Annotated in this window: 14 protein-coding genes and 1 pseudogene; 12 read left to right on the top strand and 3 right to left on the bottom strand. The window is 62.0% G+C overall.

Features of this window, described 5'->3' with window-relative positions:
• From ROI90_RS11470 to ROI90_RS11480, 3 genes and pseudogenes are all read left to right on the top strand, one after another.
• Positions 1-112: pseudogene (locus ROI90_RS11470) on the top strand (IS5/IS1182 family transposase); the annotation flags it as partial.
• Positions 113-225: 113 nt separating this feature from the next.
• Entirely contained in the window at positions 226-1953 is a 1728-nt protein-coding gene (gene poxB, locus ROI90_RS11475) for a ubiquinone-dependent pyruvate dehydrogenase (RefSeq protein ID WP_315998487.1), read from the top strand.
• Between the two features lie 282 nt (positions 1954-2235).
• Positions 2236-3111: a transglutaminase-like domain-containing protein gene (locus tag ROI90_RS11480; protein ID WP_315998488.1), complete on the top strand. Its 876-nt coding sequence runs from the start codon at positions 2236-2238 to the stop codon at positions 3109-3111.
• Positions 3112-3313: 202 nt separating this feature from the next.
• Here the strand turns inward: ROI90_RS11480 and ROI90_RS11485 are convergent, their stop codons facing one another.
• Positions 3314-3922: a redoxin domain-containing protein gene (locus tag ROI90_RS11485; protein WP_315998489.1), complete on the bottom strand. Its 609-nt coding sequence runs from the start codon at positions 3920-3922 to the stop codon at positions 3314-3316.
• 85 nt (positions 3923-4007) lie between these two features.
• Positions 4008-4667, bottom strand: a complete 660-nt coding sequence (locus ROI90_RS11490) for a 4'-phosphopantetheinyl transferase superfamily protein (RefSeq protein ID WP_315998490.1) — start codon at positions 4665-4667, stop codon at positions 4008-4010.
• A 140-nt stretch (positions 4668-4807) separates the two neighbouring features.
• Between ROI90_RS11490 and ROI90_RS11495 the strand changes: the two genes are divergently transcribed.
• The 9 genes from ROI90_RS11495 (at position 4808) to ROI90_RS11535 (ending at position 15937) form a co-directional block, all read left to right on the top strand.
• Positions 4808-5755: a WD40 repeat domain-containing protein gene (locus tag ROI90_RS11495; protein WP_315998491.1), complete on the top strand. Its 948-nt coding sequence runs from the start codon at positions 4808-4810 to the stop codon at positions 5753-5755.
• A 128-nt stretch (positions 5756-5883) separates the two neighbouring features.
• Complete coding sequence (locus ROI90_RS11500) at positions 5884-6867, top strand: DivIVA domain-containing protein (protein WP_315998492.1); 984 nt, start codon at positions 5884-5886, stop codon at positions 6865-6867.
• A 151-nt stretch (positions 6868-7018) separates the two neighbouring features.
• Entirely contained in the window at positions 7019-7375 is a 357-nt protein-coding gene (folB, locus tag ROI90_RS11505; protein WP_315998493.1) for a dihydroneopterin aldolase, read from the top strand.
• 292 nt (positions 7376-7667) lie between these two features.
• Positions 7668-8087: a BlaI/MecI/CopY family transcriptional regulator gene (locus ROI90_RS11510; RefSeq protein WP_315998494.1), complete on the top strand. Its 420-nt coding sequence runs from the start codon at positions 7668-7670 to the stop codon at positions 8085-8087.
• A complete protein-coding gene (locus ROI90_RS11515) occupies positions 8084-10822 on the top strand; it encodes a M56 family metallopeptidase (RefSeq protein WP_315998495.1) in 2739 nt (912 codons plus the stop codon). Before ROI90_RS11510 ends, ROI90_RS11515 begins: the two co-directional genes overlap by 4 nt.
• Positions 10823-11062: 240 nt before the next feature.
• Positions 11063-13666: a DUF5916 domain-containing protein gene (locus ROI90_RS11520; protein WP_315998496.1), complete on the top strand. Its 2604-nt coding sequence runs from the start codon at positions 11063-11065 to the stop codon at positions 13664-13666.
• 251 nt (positions 13667-13917) lie between these two features.
• On the top strand, positions 13918-14643 hold the full coding sequence (locus ROI90_RS11525) for a dioxygenase family protein (RefSeq protein ID WP_315998497.1): 726 nt from the start codon (positions 13918-13920) through the stop codon (positions 14641-14643).
• 86 nt (positions 14644-14729) lie between these two features.
• A complete protein-coding gene (locus tag ROI90_RS11530; protein ID WP_315998498.1) occupies positions 14730-15245 on the top strand; it encodes a hypothetical protein in 516 nt (171 codons plus the stop codon).
• Positions 15242-15937: a pirin family protein gene (locus ROI90_RS11535; RefSeq protein WP_315998499.1), complete on the top strand. Its 696-nt coding sequence runs from the start codon at positions 15242-15244 to the stop codon at positions 15935-15937. The genes ROI90_RS11530 and ROI90_RS11535 overlap by 4 nt, the downstream gene beginning before the upstream one ends.
• Before the next feature lie 61 nt (positions 15938-15998).
• On the opposite strand, the gene meaB is transcribed toward ROI90_RS11535, so the two are convergent.
• Positions 15999-16976, bottom strand: a complete 978-nt coding sequence (gene meaB, locus ROI90_RS11540) for a methylmalonyl Co-A mutase-associated GTPase MeaB (protein WP_315998500.1) — start codon at positions 16974-16976, stop codon at positions 15999-16001.
• Positions 16977-17067 lie beyond the last annotated feature (91 nt).

Below are 17067 nucleotides of genomic sequence, written 5' to 3' on the forward strand. Positions count from 1 at the left end.
TAGCCGCCTCAAGCAGTTTCGCCGCGTGGCCACGCGCTATGACAAGTTGGATGCCCATTTTCTGGCCTTTGTTCATCTTGCCGCAACCGTACTCTGGCTGCGTGACTGTTAACACTTCCTAAACCCCAAGCCAGCGTAATCCGTGACTTATGCGCCCTGGTGGGCCCTGAGTCGGCGCCACCGTACCCTTTGCCGTATAGCCTTCCAAACTTACTCTGGAAGATTATGGCGAAGAAAACTGTCGCGGAAATACTGGTAGATACTCTCCTGGCTGCTGGCGTAACGCGGGTGTACGGCGTGGTAGGCGACTCGCTCAATGGCATTACCGATGAAATCCGGAAGCGGGAGGGCATTGAGTGGGTGCACGTGCGCAACGAGGAGGCCGGCGCGTTTGCCGCTGGTGCGGAGGCCCACCTCACCGGCTCCCTGGCCGTGTGCGCCGGTAGCTGCGGCCCCGGTAACACCCATTTGCTCAATGGCCTCTACGACTGCCACCGCAGCCGGGTGCCAGTACTGGCCATTGCGGCCCAAATTCCCAGTGCCGAAATCGGGACGCAGTATTTTCAGGAAACTCACCCCGAAAACACTTTCAAGGAATGCAGCGCCTACTGTGAGCTGATTGGGCACCCCAGCCAAGCCGTGCGCTCCATTGAAAGGGGCATCCAGACGGCCATTGCCCAGCGCGGCGTGGCGGTGCTGGTGATTCCCGGCGACATCAACTACGAGGAAACTGAAGCACCCGAACCCCGCCTGCCGGTGCTGCGGAGCCGGGCTAAGCTGGTGCCGGCCATCGAAGATTTGCGGGCCGCTGCCGACCTGCTCAACACGGCCAGCAAGGTGACCATTATGGCCGGGGCCGGTTGCGCCGAGGCCCACGCCGAATTGCTGCAAGCGGCCGAGGCTCTCGGGGCTCCCGTGGTGCACGCCCTGCGCGGCAAGGAGTACGTGGAGGGCAACAACCCTTACGATGTGGGCCTGAGCGGCTTATTGGGTTTCACCTCCGGCTACCGCGCGCTGATGGATGCTGACGCCTTGCTTATGCTCGGTACCGACTTTCCCTACACCCAGTTTCTGCCCCAGGAAACCCGCACCGTGCAAATTGATTTGCGCGGCGAACATATCGGCCGCCGCACGCGGGTGGAGGTGGGGTTGGTGGGTGATGTAGCGGCTACCCTGCAGGCCCTGCTGCCCATTCTCAACCATAAGCAGGACCGCCACCACCTTGTAACGTCTCTGGAGCACTACCAGGAAGCTCGCCAAAGCCTGGATGAGCTGGCCACGGGTGAGGCCGGCGACACCAGCATGCACCCGCAGTACGTGGCCCGGCTCCTGAACGAGCAAGCCGCCGAAGATGCCATTTTCACCTGCGACGTGGGTACCCCCACCATCTGGGCTGCCCGCTACCTGCGCATGAATGGGCAGCGCCGGCTGATTGGCTCTTTCAACCACGGCAGTATGGCCAACGCCATGCCCCAGGCCTTGGGGGCGCAACTGGCCTGCCCCGGCCGCCAGGTAATTGCCCTGGCCGGCGACGGAGGCTTTGCCATGCTCATGGGGGAGCTGCTGACCCTGAAACAACTGAAAACGCCCGCTAAAATAGTCATCTTCAACAACGCCAGTCTATCATTTGTGGAGCTGGAGATGAAGGCAGCCGGCATTCTGGAATACGGCACCGAGCTGGAAAACCCCAACTTTGCCGCCCTGGCCGAGGCCGCCGGGGTGCGGGGCATCCGCGTATCGGACCCCGCCGACTTGCCCAGGGCCATTGCCGAAATGCTGGCTCACCCCGGCCCGGTAGTGCTGGATGCTGTAGTGAAACGCACGGAGCTGTCGATGCCACCCACCATTCAGGCCAGTCAGGTGAAGGGTTTCAGCCTCTATGCCCTCAAAGCTATTATGAGCGGGCGGGGCGACGAAGTACTGGAGCTGGCCAAAACGAACCTGCTGCGGTAAGGCTGAAAACGTCAGCTACTGGGCGTGATGAACGTGTCAGCTTGAGCACAGCAAAGGGCTTTATTGCGTTGCACCAACTTGCGCCAGCGTAATAGGGTTCTTCGCTCCGCTCAGGAAGCAAAACCCCAGGGCACCTCCACCGATTCGCTAAAAACTCTTCTGCACGAACAAAACGGCCTTTACTGGCTGTTGTTTGCTGATACATCCGTGGGTTGAAACGCGCGGGTTGTGTTTATTTGCTACTTCTGCCTTGCGCGGCCTCGGCCGCCCCTCCGCGCTTCCATGACCAACAAAGAAATTAAAGCCCTTATCTCCCTGCTCGACGACCCGGAAGTTGCCCCGCAGATTCAGGAGAAAATCCAGACCCTGGGCGAAACCATTATTCCGTTTCTGGAGGAAAGCTGGGAAGAAACCCTGGACCCTCAGCAGCAGCAGCGCCTCGAAGACCTGATCCATCACCTGCAGTTTGAGGGCCTGCAACAGCGCCTGCGCGTATGGCGCGACTCGGGAGGGGAAAACCTGCTGGAAGGCATGTGGCTGCTCAACAGCTACCAGTACCCAGATGCCGATTTTCAGGTGCTCAACCGGGCCATTGAGCAGCTACGCTTTGAGGTCTGGACGCTGTTGCAGCCCGAAATGCACCCCGCCGACCAGGTGCAGACGCTTAACCACGTGCTGTTTCGCACCCATAAGTTTGCCGCCAACACCCAGAACTTCCACTCCCCGGCCAACTCCATGCTGCACCGGGTGCTGGAAACCCGCCGGGGCAATCCGCTGACCCTCTGCGTGATTTACCTGCTAGTGGCCCAGCGCCTCAAGCTGCCGGTCTTCGGGGTGAATTTGCCCAACCTGTTTGTGCTGACCTACCGCGTGGAGCCCCCGCTGGAGCCGTTTTATATCAACTGCTACAACCGGGGCCTGGTGCTGTCGCGCACGGATATCGAGCACTACATTGCCCAGCTCAACCTCACGCCCAACGACATGTTCTTCGAGCCCTGCTCGCACCTGGACATCGTGCGCCGGGCCCTGCGCAATCTGCAGCTCAGCTTCGAGAAGCTGCAGGAACCCGCCAAAGCTGCTGAAGTAGGCCAGCTGCTCGCCATTCTGACGGTGGAAATGGTAGCCGATAACAACGACGCGGCCCCGGATGAGGAGTAGTAACCAGATCTGAGAATAATAAGCAGGGAGGGGTGAGACTTTCGTTCTGGCAGTGCGCCATCTGAACGAAAGTCTCACCCCTCCCTGCTTATTATCCTCAGATCTGTTTGGGAAGTGGTAGCACGTCATGCTTCGCTACGCTCTGCATGACGTGCTGGTAAGTTTTACAACTTTCTAAACAGCTTCTATATCATATCTTTACTTAAAACTTCTTAATCAGGCAGCCGGCGGCGCGTTTGTCGGCCAGGGTAGCGGTGCGGCCAGCCAGCAGACCGTCGAGCACCTGCTCCAGGTATTTTTCTTTCACGTAGGCCTCCACCTGAGGGTTGTCATCAATGGCGCCTTTGTAGCGCACAGCAAATCCGTCGCCAGCGGGCTGCAGCACCACCGCCTCGGGCGTTTTGCTGGCGCCCAACAGCGTGCTTACTTTCTGGCCTTCATCGGTGAGCAAGGGCAAATCAGCCCCCATGGCTTTTACTTTCAGCTTCTCGGCCTCGCCCGTTTCAGTGCTGGCTTCCAGGTTGATGGGCGCGTTTACGAACAGGAACTGCACGCCTTTGGCGCCATACTCGGCACTGAGCGCCGCCAGACGGTTTTGGTAGAGTTTGGAGAAAGCGCAGGCCGGATTTACGAATACTACTACAATGGCCTTGCTGCCGGCGTAGCTCTTGAGCGCAACTTCGGCGTTGGCGCCGTTCCGGAGGTTGAAATCCGCCACGGAGCGGCTGCCCTGGGCGCGGGCCACGCTCACGGCTACCGTGCAGAACAGCAGGGCAGCGGCAGTGACAAGAGAAATTCGGCGGAAAGACATAGCAGAGGCGAAGTGGTGAGGTTGTGAAGGGTGAAGTTGTGAATTGGTGAGTGGTAAGCGCAGAAAAAACATCAAACTCACCATTTCACTGACTCACAATTTCACCAACGGTGTAAGTCAGAATATAGCCGGGGCTGGGCTGCGAGTACTGAATCTGGTGTTGGCTGCGGGAGTTTTCGAGCAGCAGGTGTCCCGTCAAAACACCGGCCTCCCGCAGCTCAAACGGGCTGAGCAGCAACTGCTCTTTAAACACCAGGCCCCGGCGGCTGTGCAGCTTGTACAACGTCTCCTTGGCGCTCCAATACAGACAGTACTTCACCGCGTCGTCGCCGGCATTGGCCAGCTCGGATTCCGCTAGAACCCGGTGAGCCAACTTTTTAGCTTTGGGGCGGATCATTTCAATATCTATGCCAACTGCCTCCTGCGCAGAAAGTACCGCCGCCACCCACTCACCGGAGTGCGAGAGAGAAACGCCGCCAGCGGGCAGCTCCGGGAAGTAGGGCCGGCCATTTTCGTCGTTGTGCAGGGTGGCGGGGGCGTCGCTGAGTTCCCGTAGCAGCTGGTGGGCCAGCACCCGGCCCGCCAGCCACTGCCGGGCCCGCAACTCGTCGCGCCCCTGCGGAAAGCGGGCCAGGTAGTGCGCCTGCGCCGGCAGCAACGGCCACAACTCCTCGGCCGGCTCAGTTAGGTGCCAGAGGCCCAGCACGGCCGTGTGCGAAATGGGGGAGAGGGAGTGCAGGGGCAAGTGGGGAAGTTGGGAAATGGTGGAGGTGTGAATGGGAAAGGTACGAGGGAAAACGGAGGCCGGATGCTTGAGTAGCGAGCATAGTAGCCGCTGGGCGGTATCTTCGCCCTTTCACAACTTCACCCTTCACATTTTTACCCTTGTCTTCCCGTCCCCAGGTTCAGAAACTCGCCTCCCTTACCGGCCACCGCGACTGTGTGTATGCCCTCACCGGCCACGCGGGCCAGGATACGGTATACTCCTCGGGGGCCGATGGGCTGGTGGTGGCCTGGCGCGCCGACGCACCCGAGCAGGATGGTGACTTGCTGGCGCGGGTGGAAAACTCAGTGTACGCTTTGCTGCACCTGCCGGGGCGCAACCTGCTGGTGCTGGGCCACAACTTTCAGGGCATTCAGGTGATTGACTTAGCCACCAAGGCGTTGGTATACGCCACGGCTTTGCCGCCCGTCGCCATTTTCGACTTGACGTATTCCGAGCTGCGGCAGCGCCTGTACGTGGCCCTGGCCGATGGTACCTTGGCCGTGCTGCGCGCCACCGACTTCACGCTGGAAACCCTGCTGCGCCTCTCTGATAAAAGCCTGCGCTGTCTGGCTCTGCACGAGCAGCGCGGGGAGCTGGCTGTGGGCGGCTCCGACCACTTAGTGCGGGTGCTGGATGCGGACTCTTTACGGGTGCAGCACGTGATTGAGGGCGCCACCAACTCGGTATTCACCTGCGCCTACTCGCCCGATGGCCGCTACCTGCTCACGGCCGGCCGCGACGCCCACCTGCGCATCTGGGACGTGGCCGCTGAGTACCGGGAGCACCGCAGCATTGTGGCCCACATGTTCACCATCAACCACCTGGCCTTCTCGCCCGATGCCCGCCTGCTGGCCACGTGCAGCATGGATAAGAGCATCAAGCTCTGGGACGCCGAAACCTGGCAGCTGCTGCGCGTGGTTGACCGGGCCCGGCACGCCGGCCACGGCACCTCCGTAAACAAGGTAATTTGGCCGGGCAGCGGGAAACGGCTAGTTTCGTGTAGCGACGACCGTAGCCTGGCCGTGTGGGAAGTGGTCGGGGGTGAGCAACAAGAAGTGAGCGGGTAGCAGGCAAAGCGGTAAAGCCACGGCTTGCGCTTGCCTCCCCGTTTCATCGGCCTGCTTGTACCTCCAACGCCGCCCAGGTTTCTGTAAAATTTCGCTTCTGCCTCCTAACTTCTGTCTTCTAGCTTCTCATGAAAATTACCGCCCTCGATATCCGGCAGAAAACCTTTGAAAAAGCTTTCCGGGGCTTGGATAAGGACGAAGTACAGGCGTTTCTGCAAACCCTTTCTCAGCAGTGGGAACGAATGGGCGACGAAAACCGGGAGTTGCGCCTCAAGCTCGACCACGCCACCCAGGAGGTGAGCAAGATGCGGGAGGTGGAAACCAGCCTGTACCGCACCCTCAAAACGGCCGAAGACACGGGCAACAGCATTACGGAGCAGGCCCAGCGCGACGCCCAGCTGCGCATCCGGGAAGCTCAGCTCCAGGCCGAGCAGCTCCTGAACGATGCCCGCCAGAAGGCCCGCGCCGTGGTGGACGAGGCTTACCAGCAGGCCGAGCGCACCGTGGCCGAAATGCAGAAGGAGGTAAGCGGAATGGGGCAGGAGTGTCAGCGGCTCGAAAACCTGCTGGATGGCCTCACCCGTGACCTGCACAACCTGGCCTCCGAGGCGCTGGATAAGGTGGAGAAAACCCGTAACCGGCCGAAAGCCGCTACCTCGGCCATCCTTTCCCGGGCCGCCAGCGTAAAAGTGAATCGTCCGCACACCGCCGACGACTTACCCAAACCAGACGCCGCCATGTACGTTTCCACTTCTTCTACTGCTTCCGTGGCCGCCGTAGCGGGCGGAGCCGCTTTCCACGATGGCTCGGCCGCCAATACGGAGCGCCGCCCCATCGGCTACAACCCCAAGCCCGGCCAGCAGCCCGACCCGGGTCAGCAACCGGAACCCAACCAGCCCGAACGGCCCGAGCCCGAAATTGAGCGGCCCGGCTCCCCGATTCCCGGTGCCCCCAACCCCGACGTGCAGCCCGGCCAGCCCGATATCCGGCCCAGCGGCCCCGACCGCCCGGAGATTCCGCAGCCGGTGCCGCCCACGCACCCCGGCCAGTCGGACCAGCCCAGCATGCAGGGCGCGGCCCTTGGCGAGAAGTCGTTTTTCGACGAGCTGTAAGTCAGTCGTAGTACGTTTGAATTGCGCAAAGCCTACCTTTCGGGGTGGGCTTTGCTGTTTTACGCCTTCGTCGTGGAGTTGTACCTGTCAGGGCTTACCGGGGCCAGCTGAGTTATAATCCGGTATTCGTTTCACTTGCTTAGCTTATTCTATGGACCAGGTTGCGCTTGAAGGCATGGAGTTTTTTGCCTTTCACGGGTACTATGAGGAGGAGCAGAAAATTGGCAACAAGTACAGTGTAGACCTGTACATCGACACCGATTTACAGCAAGCCGGCACCTCTGATGAGTTGGAGAATACGGTAAACTACGTGGTGCTATACCAACTAGTGGCTGAAGAAATGCAGATACCGGCCCGCCTCCTGGAGCACGTGGGGCAGCGCATCATTAGTAGAGTGCAGGCGGCATTTCCGCACATTAGCGGAGTGAAAGTGAGCGTGTCGAAGTATAACCCGCCTTTTGGAGGTATCTGCTTCCGCTCCCGCGTAACCCTGGAGCGGAAAAGCTGACTTCGGCTGCCCGGGCTAAGTAAGAGTCACCCCTTGCCGCTACTGATGCCGAGTGCCCGTAGCTGCGGAAATAGGATAGCAGGCTAGTTGCAGAGCTGTTTTTCAAGTAGTTGAAATATTATACGAAGCATATCGTAGATTAAACTTGTATCTACGATATGCTTCGTATATGTTTGATGTACGAACTGATTCGTAGCTATGTCGTTGGCTGCTCCTGCGCGTAGGGGGCAGCTGGCAGGCAACGGTTGGCGGCAGTTCGGTAGTCATTCCCAGTACCTCTTAGTTTGTCTCCATGAGTAAATCTCCCATCCCCAAGCCCACCGAATCGGAGCTGGAAATTCTGCAGGTGCTCTGGCAGCACGGCCCCAGCACCGTCCGCTTTGTGAACGACGAGCTCAACAACCGCCGAGAGGTGGGCTACACCACTTCCCTGAAGCTGCTGCAACTGATGCTGGACAAGGGCCTGGTGCTGCGCGACGACGACAGCAAAACCCACGTGTACCGGGCCGCCGTGCGTGAGGAGGAAACCCAGGGCCTGTTGCTCGACCGGTTCGTGGATTCCACCTTCGGGGGGTCGGCCATGAAGCTGGTGATGCAGGCGCTGGGCAACCGCCGCACCTCCCGGGAAGAGCTGGCTCAGATTCGGCGCCTGCTCAACGACATTGAAATTCAGAACGACACCACTCCACCTTCAACCAACGACGCGCAATGAACTGGCTGGAAACCTTACTGCCCGCTGCGCTGGTGCGCGCCCTGGGCTGGACGTTAGTACACTCTCTCTGGCAAGGAGCTGTGGTAGCTCTGGCCCTGGCCGGCCTGCTACTGCTGCTGCGCCGCCACCAGGCCGAAATCCGCTACCGTACGGCGGCGGTGGCCCTGTTGGTACTGCTTGCGCTGGCTACCATCACGTTTGCCAGGTACTACACGGCAACGCCGGAGCCTTCCCCGGTAGCTGGGTTTGTAGTAGGGGATGAGGCCGCCGTGCGCGCCGATGGGGTAATGCCGCTGGCCACTGCCGGTAGCGCACCCGCCACGCTCTCAACCACCCCGGCCGTTGCACCAACTGCGCCTACGGGCCTGCAGGTCTGGCTTACATACTTTGATAACAACCTGCCGGTATTGGTAGCTGCTTGGCTACTGGGGTTGCTGGCTATGACGCTCCGCTTGCTGGGTGGCTTGGCCTATGTGCAGCGCCTGCGCCGCTACCGGGTGCAGCCTCTGGCCCAGGAGTGGCAACAGCGCCTGGGCGCGTTAGCCAATAAGGCCGGCCTGAAGCAGCCAGTGCAATTGCTGGAGTCGGCACTGGTGCGGGTGCCGGTGGTAGTTGGCCATGTAAGCCCCGTCATTCTGCTGCCGCTGGGTACCGTTACGGGCCTAAGCACGGCGTATCTGGAGGCCATTCTGGCCCATGAGCTGGCCCATGTGCAGCGCCGCGACTATCTGATGAACCTAGTGCAGTCGGTGGCCGAAACGCTGTTCTTTTATCACCCCGCCGTGTGGTTTATTAATGCCTGCCTGCGCACGGAGCGCGAAAACTGCTGCGACGACGCCGCCACGGCCCTGGTGGGCGGCAACCCCCTGACAGTAGCCCGGGCCCTGGCCGCCCTGGCCGAGCTAACAGCCACGCCCGAACCCACCGAAACCCGCCTGGCCATATCGGCCCTGGGGCCCGATGGCTCCGTGTTGGGCCGCATCCGGCGGCTGGTACAGGGCCGCACGGCGCCCACTTTCACGGAGGGCTTTATGGCCGCTTGCATCGTGCTGGGTGGGTTGGTGCTGCTGACCTCGGCCGTGGCCATTGCCGATCCGCACCCGGCCAGCGGCCTCAGCACCGACAGCGCGCTGCAACAGCTGCCCTTCCTGCTGGATGAGCCTGACACCACGCGCAAAGCTGCGGCAACCGACAAAATGCTGGCCGGCCTGGCCCCTGAAACGTTACCTGATGCGGCCCCCATAGCGGGCGAAGATGACCTGGCCGCGCTGAGCGCGCCCGAGGCAGCTCCTCTTGCCTCGGCTGCTGCCTCGGTTTCTTCATCGGCTACCCCGGCACCAAGCCTGGATGATGACGGGGACGACGACGGCAAAAAGCGCAAGCGTAGCCGGCAGCAGGTAGTAGTGGTGCCGGGCCCTGGCCGCAACCGCCCCGGCACTCTCGTAATCGAAAAGGATAAAAAGGGCCGAATTACCAATCTGCTGGTTGATGGACAGCGGGTAGAAACGGCCTCGGCCGGCAAGTCGAAAGGCAAAAAAACGGCCAGCCAGGTAGAGGTTATTCAGCTGCCGGGCAGGGGGCGGGGGTGGGCCAATGGGCAGAACTTTAATTTCAACTTCGACGACAACTTCCGCCGGAGCTTCCGTTTCCAGGGCCCCGGCCTGAGCACTGCCGAGGTGACCCGCATCAAAGCTGATGCCCAACGCATGGCCGAGGATGCCCGCCGCCAGTTTGGTAACAACCCGCAGTGGAGCCGCAACCTGGAGCAGAACACCGAAGTATGGGTTGACCAAGCCATGAAAGCCCGGGCCCAGGGACTGAAAATCCGGCTGCAAGCCCTGCAGGGTGCCGAAAAATCCTTGCGCAGCACCCTGGAAGACCGAGACCTGAGCGAGCAGCAGCGGGAACAGCTTCAGGAGCAGTTGGAAAACCTGCGGGAGCAGCAGCAGGACGCCCGCGACGACTTCCGGGACGAGGCGCGTGACCTGGCCGAGGAGGCCGAAGGCCGCACCCGCAACGGCGGCAACGAGGACGAAGCTGCCCGCCGCCGGGCCGAAGCCGAAATGCGCCGCCACGAAGCCGAGATGCGCCGCCTGGAAACCGAAATGCGACGCCACGAAAGTGAAATTCGCCGTAATGAAGCCGAGATGCGCCGCCACGAGTCGGATGACCGTCGGCGCGAGGCCCGGGACTCGGAAGAAGCCTTGCTGCGGGAACTGCGCAAGGATGGCCTGATCAAAAGCACCAGCAACGTGCAGGTGAATCTGTCGGCCGCTACGCTTATCGTAAATGGTAAAAAGCAGCCGGCCGCCGTGCGTGACAAATACCTGAAGCTGGTGGAAAAGCAAACCGGCCGCAAGCTCACCAAAGGCTCGTTTGTGCTCAACCGCCAGACTTCGGGCAGCACCACTACCACCCGCAGCCTGCAGGCCCCCCCGGCACCACCGGCCCCCCCAGCCCCGCCAGTAGCAGGTGCTCCGGCCCCGCCGCCGCCCCCAGCCCTTCCGCGTGCTCCCCGCTTCAACTCCGACAACATTCGGGCAGAGCTGCGCAAGGACGGTATCATCGGAGCCAACGAAAAGAGCTTCCAGTTTCAACTGAACGATGCCGGCCTGACCGTCAATGGTAAAAAGCAGTCGGCGGAGTTGACCGAGAAGTACCGCAAACTGGTGGACGCCCCCGATGCCAATGGCCGCAGCACCCACCGCAATATTCAGATTTCTATAAGTGAGTAAGGAGTGATAATGCCAGTATCGGCCGCCGCTGCAACGGCGGCCGATTTTTTTATCGGAAAGATGCCCCTACCTAGGCAACGGTTCGGGTAGGAGTGGCATCTATTACAAAATTCCGCCCCAGCGGGCCAAAAAGCCACCTTCTGCACCAATGTGCCAGCCAACTATTCTGGCAGGCAATTGGGCCTCCCACCTCCCTATTTACTGATTCGCTTGTTGTACTTTTCCTCTCGTCGTTGCGTCGTGAAGCGTTGTCGTGTGCTTTTACTGCTGGTGGCCCTGTGGGCTGCTACTGGGTCGGCGCAAGCTCAGTCGGCCCCCGAAACGGCCGCCACGGCGGCCCAGCCGGCTCCCAAGCGCCAGTTGCAGGCCTTGCGCATTACCGAGGCCATGAAGCTGGACGGCGCCCTGGACGAGGCCGCGTGGCAGCAGGCTCCCCTAGCCACGGATTTCATCCAGAACCGCCCCAGCCCCGGCCTCCTCGAAAAGCACAAAACCGAGGTGCGCGTGCTCTACGATGATGCCAACCTCTACATCGGGGCCATCATGCACGATGTGAGCCAAGACTCCATCATGCGGGAGCTGTCGGCCCGCGACGACATGGGCAACACCGACTTTTTCGGGGTTTTCCTGGATACCTACCACGATAAAATCAACGGCTACGGCTTCTTCGTGACCACCGGCGGGGTGCAGGCCGATGCCCGCTACTCCCCGGCCGGGGGCGAGGATTTCAACTGGAACGCCGTGTGGGACTCGCGCACGGCCCTGCGCGGTACTGATTGGGTGTGTGAGATGCGCATTCCGTACTCGGCCATCCGCTTCAGCAAAGCCCCCGAGCAACTCTGGGGCGTGAATTTTGTGCGCCAGCGCAAAAAGGATAATCAAGCTTTCTTCTGGAACGAGGTGAAGCCCGCCGTGGATGGGTTTGTAAATCAGTGGGGCGAGCTGACGGGCATCAAGGACGTGCAGCCCCCGCTGCGCCTCTCGCTCACGCCCTATATCTCGGCCTACGCCAACCATTACCCCTACGATGTGCAGGGCACCCGCAACACCAGCACCAGCTTCAACGGCGGGGCCGACGTGAAATGGGGCATCAACGAGAGCTTCACCCTGGATGCCACCCTGGTACCCGATTTCGGGCAGGTGCAGAGCGACAACCAGGTGCTCAACCTCTCGCCTTTTGAGGTACAGTTTCAGGAAAACCGGCAGTTTTTCACCGAGGGCACCGAGCTGTTCAACAAGGGCAACCTGTTTTACTCCCGCCGCGTGGGCGCCACGCCCATCGGCTTTGGCAACGTAAGCGGGCAGCTGCGGGCCGGCGAAACGGGCCCCGACGGGCAGCGGCGGCCGGGTGAGGCCGTGGTGAGCAACCCCGGCGTGACGCGCCTGCTCAACGCCACCAAAGTATCGGGCCGTACCAAGAACGGCTTGGGCGTGGGCGTGTTCAACGCCCTCAGTAATGATGTATACGCTGTGGTGCGCGACTCGGTGGATGGGCGGGAGCGGGACGTGCTGACCCAGCCCTTCAGCAACTACAGCATCATGGTGCTGGATCAGAGCCTGAAAAACAACAGCTACGTGTCGCTCATCAACACCAACGTTACGCGCTGGGGCAGCACCTACGATGCCAACGTGACGGGCGGCCTGTTCCGCTTCGCCGATAAGAAGAATGCCTACGCCATTGACGGGCGCGTGGTGTACTCGCGGCGGCGGGGCAACGTGTTCGGCTCGGAGGAGCGCATTGACGACCAGAACGGCTACAAGTACCAAGTGGGGCTGAGCAAAATCAGCGGCAACTTCACCTGGCAGCTGGGCCAGGGCATTGAGTCGGATACCTACAACCCCAACGATTTGGGCATTCTGTTCGGCAACAACAACATCTCCCAGTACGCCAACATCAGCTACAACAAGTACCAGCCCTTCTGGAAGGTCAACAACTTCTACTCCTGGGCCGGCCTGAGCCACTCGTTGCTCTACAAGCCCACCCGCTACCAGAACGCCAACATTGCGGCCGGCTGGAACACCACGTTCACCAAGAGCTTCCTGACCACGGGCATGAACTTCGATGCCAACCCCGTGACCCACGACTACTACGAGCCCCGCCAGTTTCCGCTGGGCGACTACTACGTGCGGGTGCCGGTGAATGCCAACGTGGGCGGCTTCGTTTCCACGGATTACCGCAAAAAGCTGGCCTGGGATGCCAATATCGGCGTGCGGTGGTACGCCCGCGACGAGCGGTTTGAGCGGCCCCGCCGCATGGGCTACGGCCTGAGCCTCTCGCCGCGCTACCGCGTGAGCAACCAGCTCAACTTCCGGTATAGCTTTGATTGGAACCTGCGTCAGAACCAGGTGGGCTACGTGAACGGCGGCCTCAACGGCAGCCTGCCCGACGACGCCCGCTTCCGCGACGACCACCCCGGCGACGTGCTGCTGGGCGTGCGCCGCGTGCTCACGGTGACCAACACACTGTCGGGGGGCTACACGTTTAACAACCGCATGTCCCTGACGGTGCGGGCGCGCCACTACACCAGCACCGTGAACTACAGCGAGTTTGCGCGCCTGGGCACGGGCGGCCAGGAGCAGCCCGTGGAGTACCGCCGCAACCGCGACAATACCTTTAATGCCTTCAACGTGGATGCCGTGTATGCCTGGTGGTTCGCGCCCGGCTCCCAGGTGAGCATCGTGTGGAAAAACGCCAGCTCGTCGTTTCTGGAAGCCAACGAGGCCACTCCGCTCTACTTCGATAATCTGAGCAATACCATCAATACGCCCCACAACAACAACCTGAGCATCAAAATCCTGTACTACCTGGATTACCTGATGCTCAAGCGCCGGGCCAAAGTGTAACCCGGCCGCGCGGGCCCGGCCTGAGTCAGCCGCTACGGCAGAAAAACACAAGCCCCCGGCGGTAGCGTCGGGGGCTTGCTTTTTTTGTCGGTACGGTGGAATGATGGAAGAGGCCTGCAATGCCGTTACGGTCCAGCTATCTGGCCCGGCCATCGGTAATTATGGCGTGCTTGTCGATAAGAATTGGTAACGGGGGAGGAGCAGGGCAAATTCAGCCAGGATTTCGCCAACTATCTAACCCGTAATGTCTTATGGAACGCAAGAATTTTCTGAAAAGCCTGTTTGTGGGCGCTGTTTCGGTGCCGGCCGTGCTGGCCGCCTGCAGCAAGGACGACGCGGACGCCGCCACGCCCGCCACCGGCGGCAGCACCTCGGGCGGCGGCAGCACCTCGGGCAGCTGCGCCGTGGCCCCCACCGAAACCGAAGGGCCTTTCCCCACCAAAGTGCCCTCGTCGTACGTGCGCGCCGATATTACCGATGGCCGCGCGGGCTACCCGATGACGGCCACCATCACCATTACCAACAGCAATAACAGCTGCGCCGCCCTGGCCGGCGCTTTGGTGGATATCTGGCACTGCGACGCTGAGGGCAACTACTCCGAGTACGGCGGCACGGGCATGCAGAGCACCAACTACCAGGCCGTACACTTCCTGCGCGGCCGCCAAACCACCGATGCCAGCGGGCAGGTGAAGTTTACCACCATCTTCCCCGGCTGGTACTCGGGCCGAGCCACCCACATTCACGTGCACGTGTACTCGGCCACCGGCACCTCGCTCAAAGTCACCCAGATTGCCTTTCCGGAGGGCACGGGCACGGCCGTAGCCGCCGTGAACGGCTATAAGAAGGGCCTGAGCGGATACACCAGCAACGCCCAGGACAACGTGTTCAGCGACGGGGTAGCCCAGGAGCTGGCCACCGTAACGGGCAGCACCACCGCCGGCTTCCAGCTGAATAGCACGTTTGCGGTACCGGCCTAGTGGGCCGCTCACGCCCCCACACCCGCGGAAACTGCGCGGGAGCGAGCCGCTGCGGCGCGGTTTTTTGCTGACCTGACCTCCTGACTATGGCTGAGCGTGTTATTACCCTGTGCTACCGCAAAATCGTGGATGCCACCTCCCAACGGCCCTGGGACAGGCTGGTATTTGAGGATACCTACGCCGAGCTGCGCCTCCAGGCCCAGACCTATAACCCCGAGGGCCGCTACCGTACCTATGCCGAGCTACTGCGCCACGCGCCGGGAGCCGGCCAGCTGCCGTTTCTGGTGAGTGCCGTGGCCCGGGCCTACCTGCCCCAGCTGGGCGGGCTCATCCCCGACGTGGCCGACAACCTGGGCCGGCATTTTCTGCGGTTCAGCCGGTTTCAGTTCGAAATCATCAACTCCGATTTTCAGGACAAAAGCCGCCACCAGGTAGCCATCAACTTCTTCTCCGACCCGCTCACCTGGCACGAAACCATCAACAGCCTGCTGCTGGTATCGGCGGCGGCGGCCGTGCCCGAAGGCGGGGAACTGCTCACGCATATGGTGGCTTTGCAGCCTTATCTGAGCATCTGTTCCATCCAGACAACTCCTGCCCCATGAGTCCGCCCTTGCCCGCCCGCATCTTTTTGGCCGACCAGCACGGGCTGCTCACCACGCCGCAGTCGGGCCGGTGCAGCGTGTTTTCGTTTGGCCCGTACCAGGATGCGCAGCGCCAGCCGCTGGGCCGGCTGCTGGCCATCAATGAGGAAACCCTGCACGGCGGCCAGGAGCTGGTGCTGCCCGCTTCGCAAGCGGCGTACTGCCTGGTGCTGCCCCTCACCGGCGAAATCAGCTGCGGCGTGGCCGCCGAGCTGGCGCTGGTGCAGGTGGAGCAGGCGTGGGGGGCCACGGTGGCGGCCGGCGCGGCCCTGACGCTGCGCAACCCCTACGCGGCGGAGGCGGTGCGCTTTCTGCACATCTGGGTGGCCGCGCCCGAAACCCCGCCCGCGCCGCCCGAAACCATCAGCTACACCTTTGCCCAGCTGGAAAACAACCTGGCGGAACTCGTCAGCACGTCCGGGAACCGGCCCTTTTCCCTGAGTCTGGGGCGCTTCAACGGACGGGAGGAAGCCGTGTATCACCTGCGCCACCCCGATGCCCTGTTCTTCGCCTACGTGCTGGCCGGGGCCTTTGAGGTAGAAGGCCGCCTGCTGCACGCCCGGGATGGTCTGGCGCTGTGGCAGCTGCGGCAGGCGGAGCTGGAGGCCCTCAGCAACAACGCGCTGGTCGTGGTGCTGGAAGTAGTGCCGTAGCGTGAGCGTTGCGGCTGGCCTGGTGCTTCCACGCAACGGGGCGGGCGGCCCCGGCGGCGCGCTACAACCCCAGCAGCTCCTCGGCCGCCCCGAAAGCCGACTTACCGCCCTGCATTACCTGCCGGCGCAGCTCCGGCAGAAGGGCGGCCACCTCGGGGCGGGCGTAGAAGCGGGTTTCCAGGGTTTCCCGGATGGTTTCGTGGAGCCAGTGCAGGTTTTGCTCCTGGCGGCGCTGCTGGAAGTAGCCGTTGGCCTGGGTGTGCCGCACGTACTGCTCCACCACCTGCCACACCTCGGGCACCCCGGCCCCCGTGAGGGCCGAGGAGGTGGTAACCACCGGGCTCCACTGCGAGGCGGCCAATGGAAACAGGTGCAAAGCGTTCTGATACTCGGCCCGGGCGCGGCGGGCGGCCAGCTCGTTGCCGCCGTCGGCTTTGGTGATGGTCACGGCGTCGGCCATTTCCATGATACCTTTCTTGATGCCCTGCAGCTCGTCGCCGGCCCCGGCCAGCATCAGCAGCAGAAAGAAATCCACCATGCCGTGCACGGCCGTCTCGCTCTGGCCCACGCCCACGGTTTCCACAAAAATCACGTCGTGGCCGGCGGCTTCGCACAAGGCCAGGGCCTCACGGGTACTGCGCGTGACGCCCCCGAGGCTGCGCCCGGCCGGGCTGGGGCGGATGAAAGCCTGCGGATGCGCGGCCAGCTCGTTCATGCGGGTTTTGTCGCCGAGGATGCTGCCGCCGCTGCGCTGGCTGCTGGGGTCCACGGCCAGTACCGCCAGGCGCTTGCCCTGCTCGCGCACCAGATGCAGGCCCAAGGCCTCAATAAACGTGCTTTTGCCCACGCCCGGCACGCCTGTAATGCCCAGCCGCACCGAGCGGCCGGCGTGGGGCAGCACCGCATCCAGCACCTGCCGGGCCAGTTCCTGGTCGGTGGGCAGGGTGCTTTCCACCAGCGTGATGGCCCGGCTGAGCATGACGCGGTTACCGGCCAGCACGCCGTCACTATATTCAGTAGAAGAAAAGCGTTTGGGCACGGGCAGAAATAAATGTGGCGTAAGCTTTAGCTTGCGCCGGACGCCGGTAAAACCGGCTATATTCAACGGCTGCCTGCCAAGGGGCGGCCAA

Source organism: Hymenobacter endophyticus (assembly GCF_032464715.1).
Lineage (GTDB): Bacteria > Bacteroidota > Bacteroidia > Cytophagales > Hymenobacteraceae > Hymenobacter > Hymenobacter endophyticus.

What these genes read in the sequence shown, in the direction of transcription:
- ROI90_RS11535 (WP_315998499.1), top strand. Translation starts at nt 15,242, where the DNA reads ATGAGTCCGCCCTTGCCCGCCCGCATCTTTTTGGCCGACCAGCACGGG.
- ROI90_RS11510 (WP_315998494.1), top strand. Translation starts at nt 7,668, where the DNA reads ATGAGTAAATCTCCCATCCCCAAGCCCACCGAATCGGAGCTGGAAATT.
- folB (WP_315998493.1), top strand. Translation starts at nt 7,019, where the DNA reads ATGGACCAGGTTGCGCTTGAAGGCATGGAGTTTTTTGCCTTTCACGGG.
- ROI90_RS11480 (WP_315998488.1), top strand. Translation starts at nt 2,236, where the DNA reads ATGACCAACAAAGAAATTAAAGCCCTTATCTCCCTGCTCGACGACCCG.
- ROI90_RS11530 (WP_315998498.1), top strand. Translation starts at nt 14,730, where the DNA reads ATGGCTGAGCGTGTTATTACCCTGTGCTACCGCAAAATCGTGGATGCC.
- ROI90_RS11525 (WP_315998497.1), top strand. Translation starts at nt 13,918, where the DNA reads ATGGAACGCAAGAATTTTCTGAAAAGCCTGTTTGTGGGCGCTGTTTCG.
- poxB (WP_315998487.1), top strand. Translation starts at nt 226, where the DNA reads ATGGCGAAGAAAACTGTCGCGGAAATACTGGTAGATACTCTCCTGGCT.
- ROI90_RS11500 (WP_315998492.1), top strand. Translation starts at nt 5,884, where the DNA reads ATGAAAATTACCGCCCTCGATATCCGGCAGAAAACCTTTGAAAAAGCT.
- ROI90_RS11515 (WP_315998495.1), top strand. Translation starts at nt 8,084, where the DNA reads ATGAACTGGCTGGAAACCTTACTGCCCGCTGCGCTGGTGCGCGCCCTG.
- ROI90_RS11485 (WP_315998489.1), bottom strand. Translation starts at nt 3,922, where the DNA reads ATGTCTTTCCGCCGAATTTCTCTTGTCACTGCCGCTGCCCTGCTGTTC.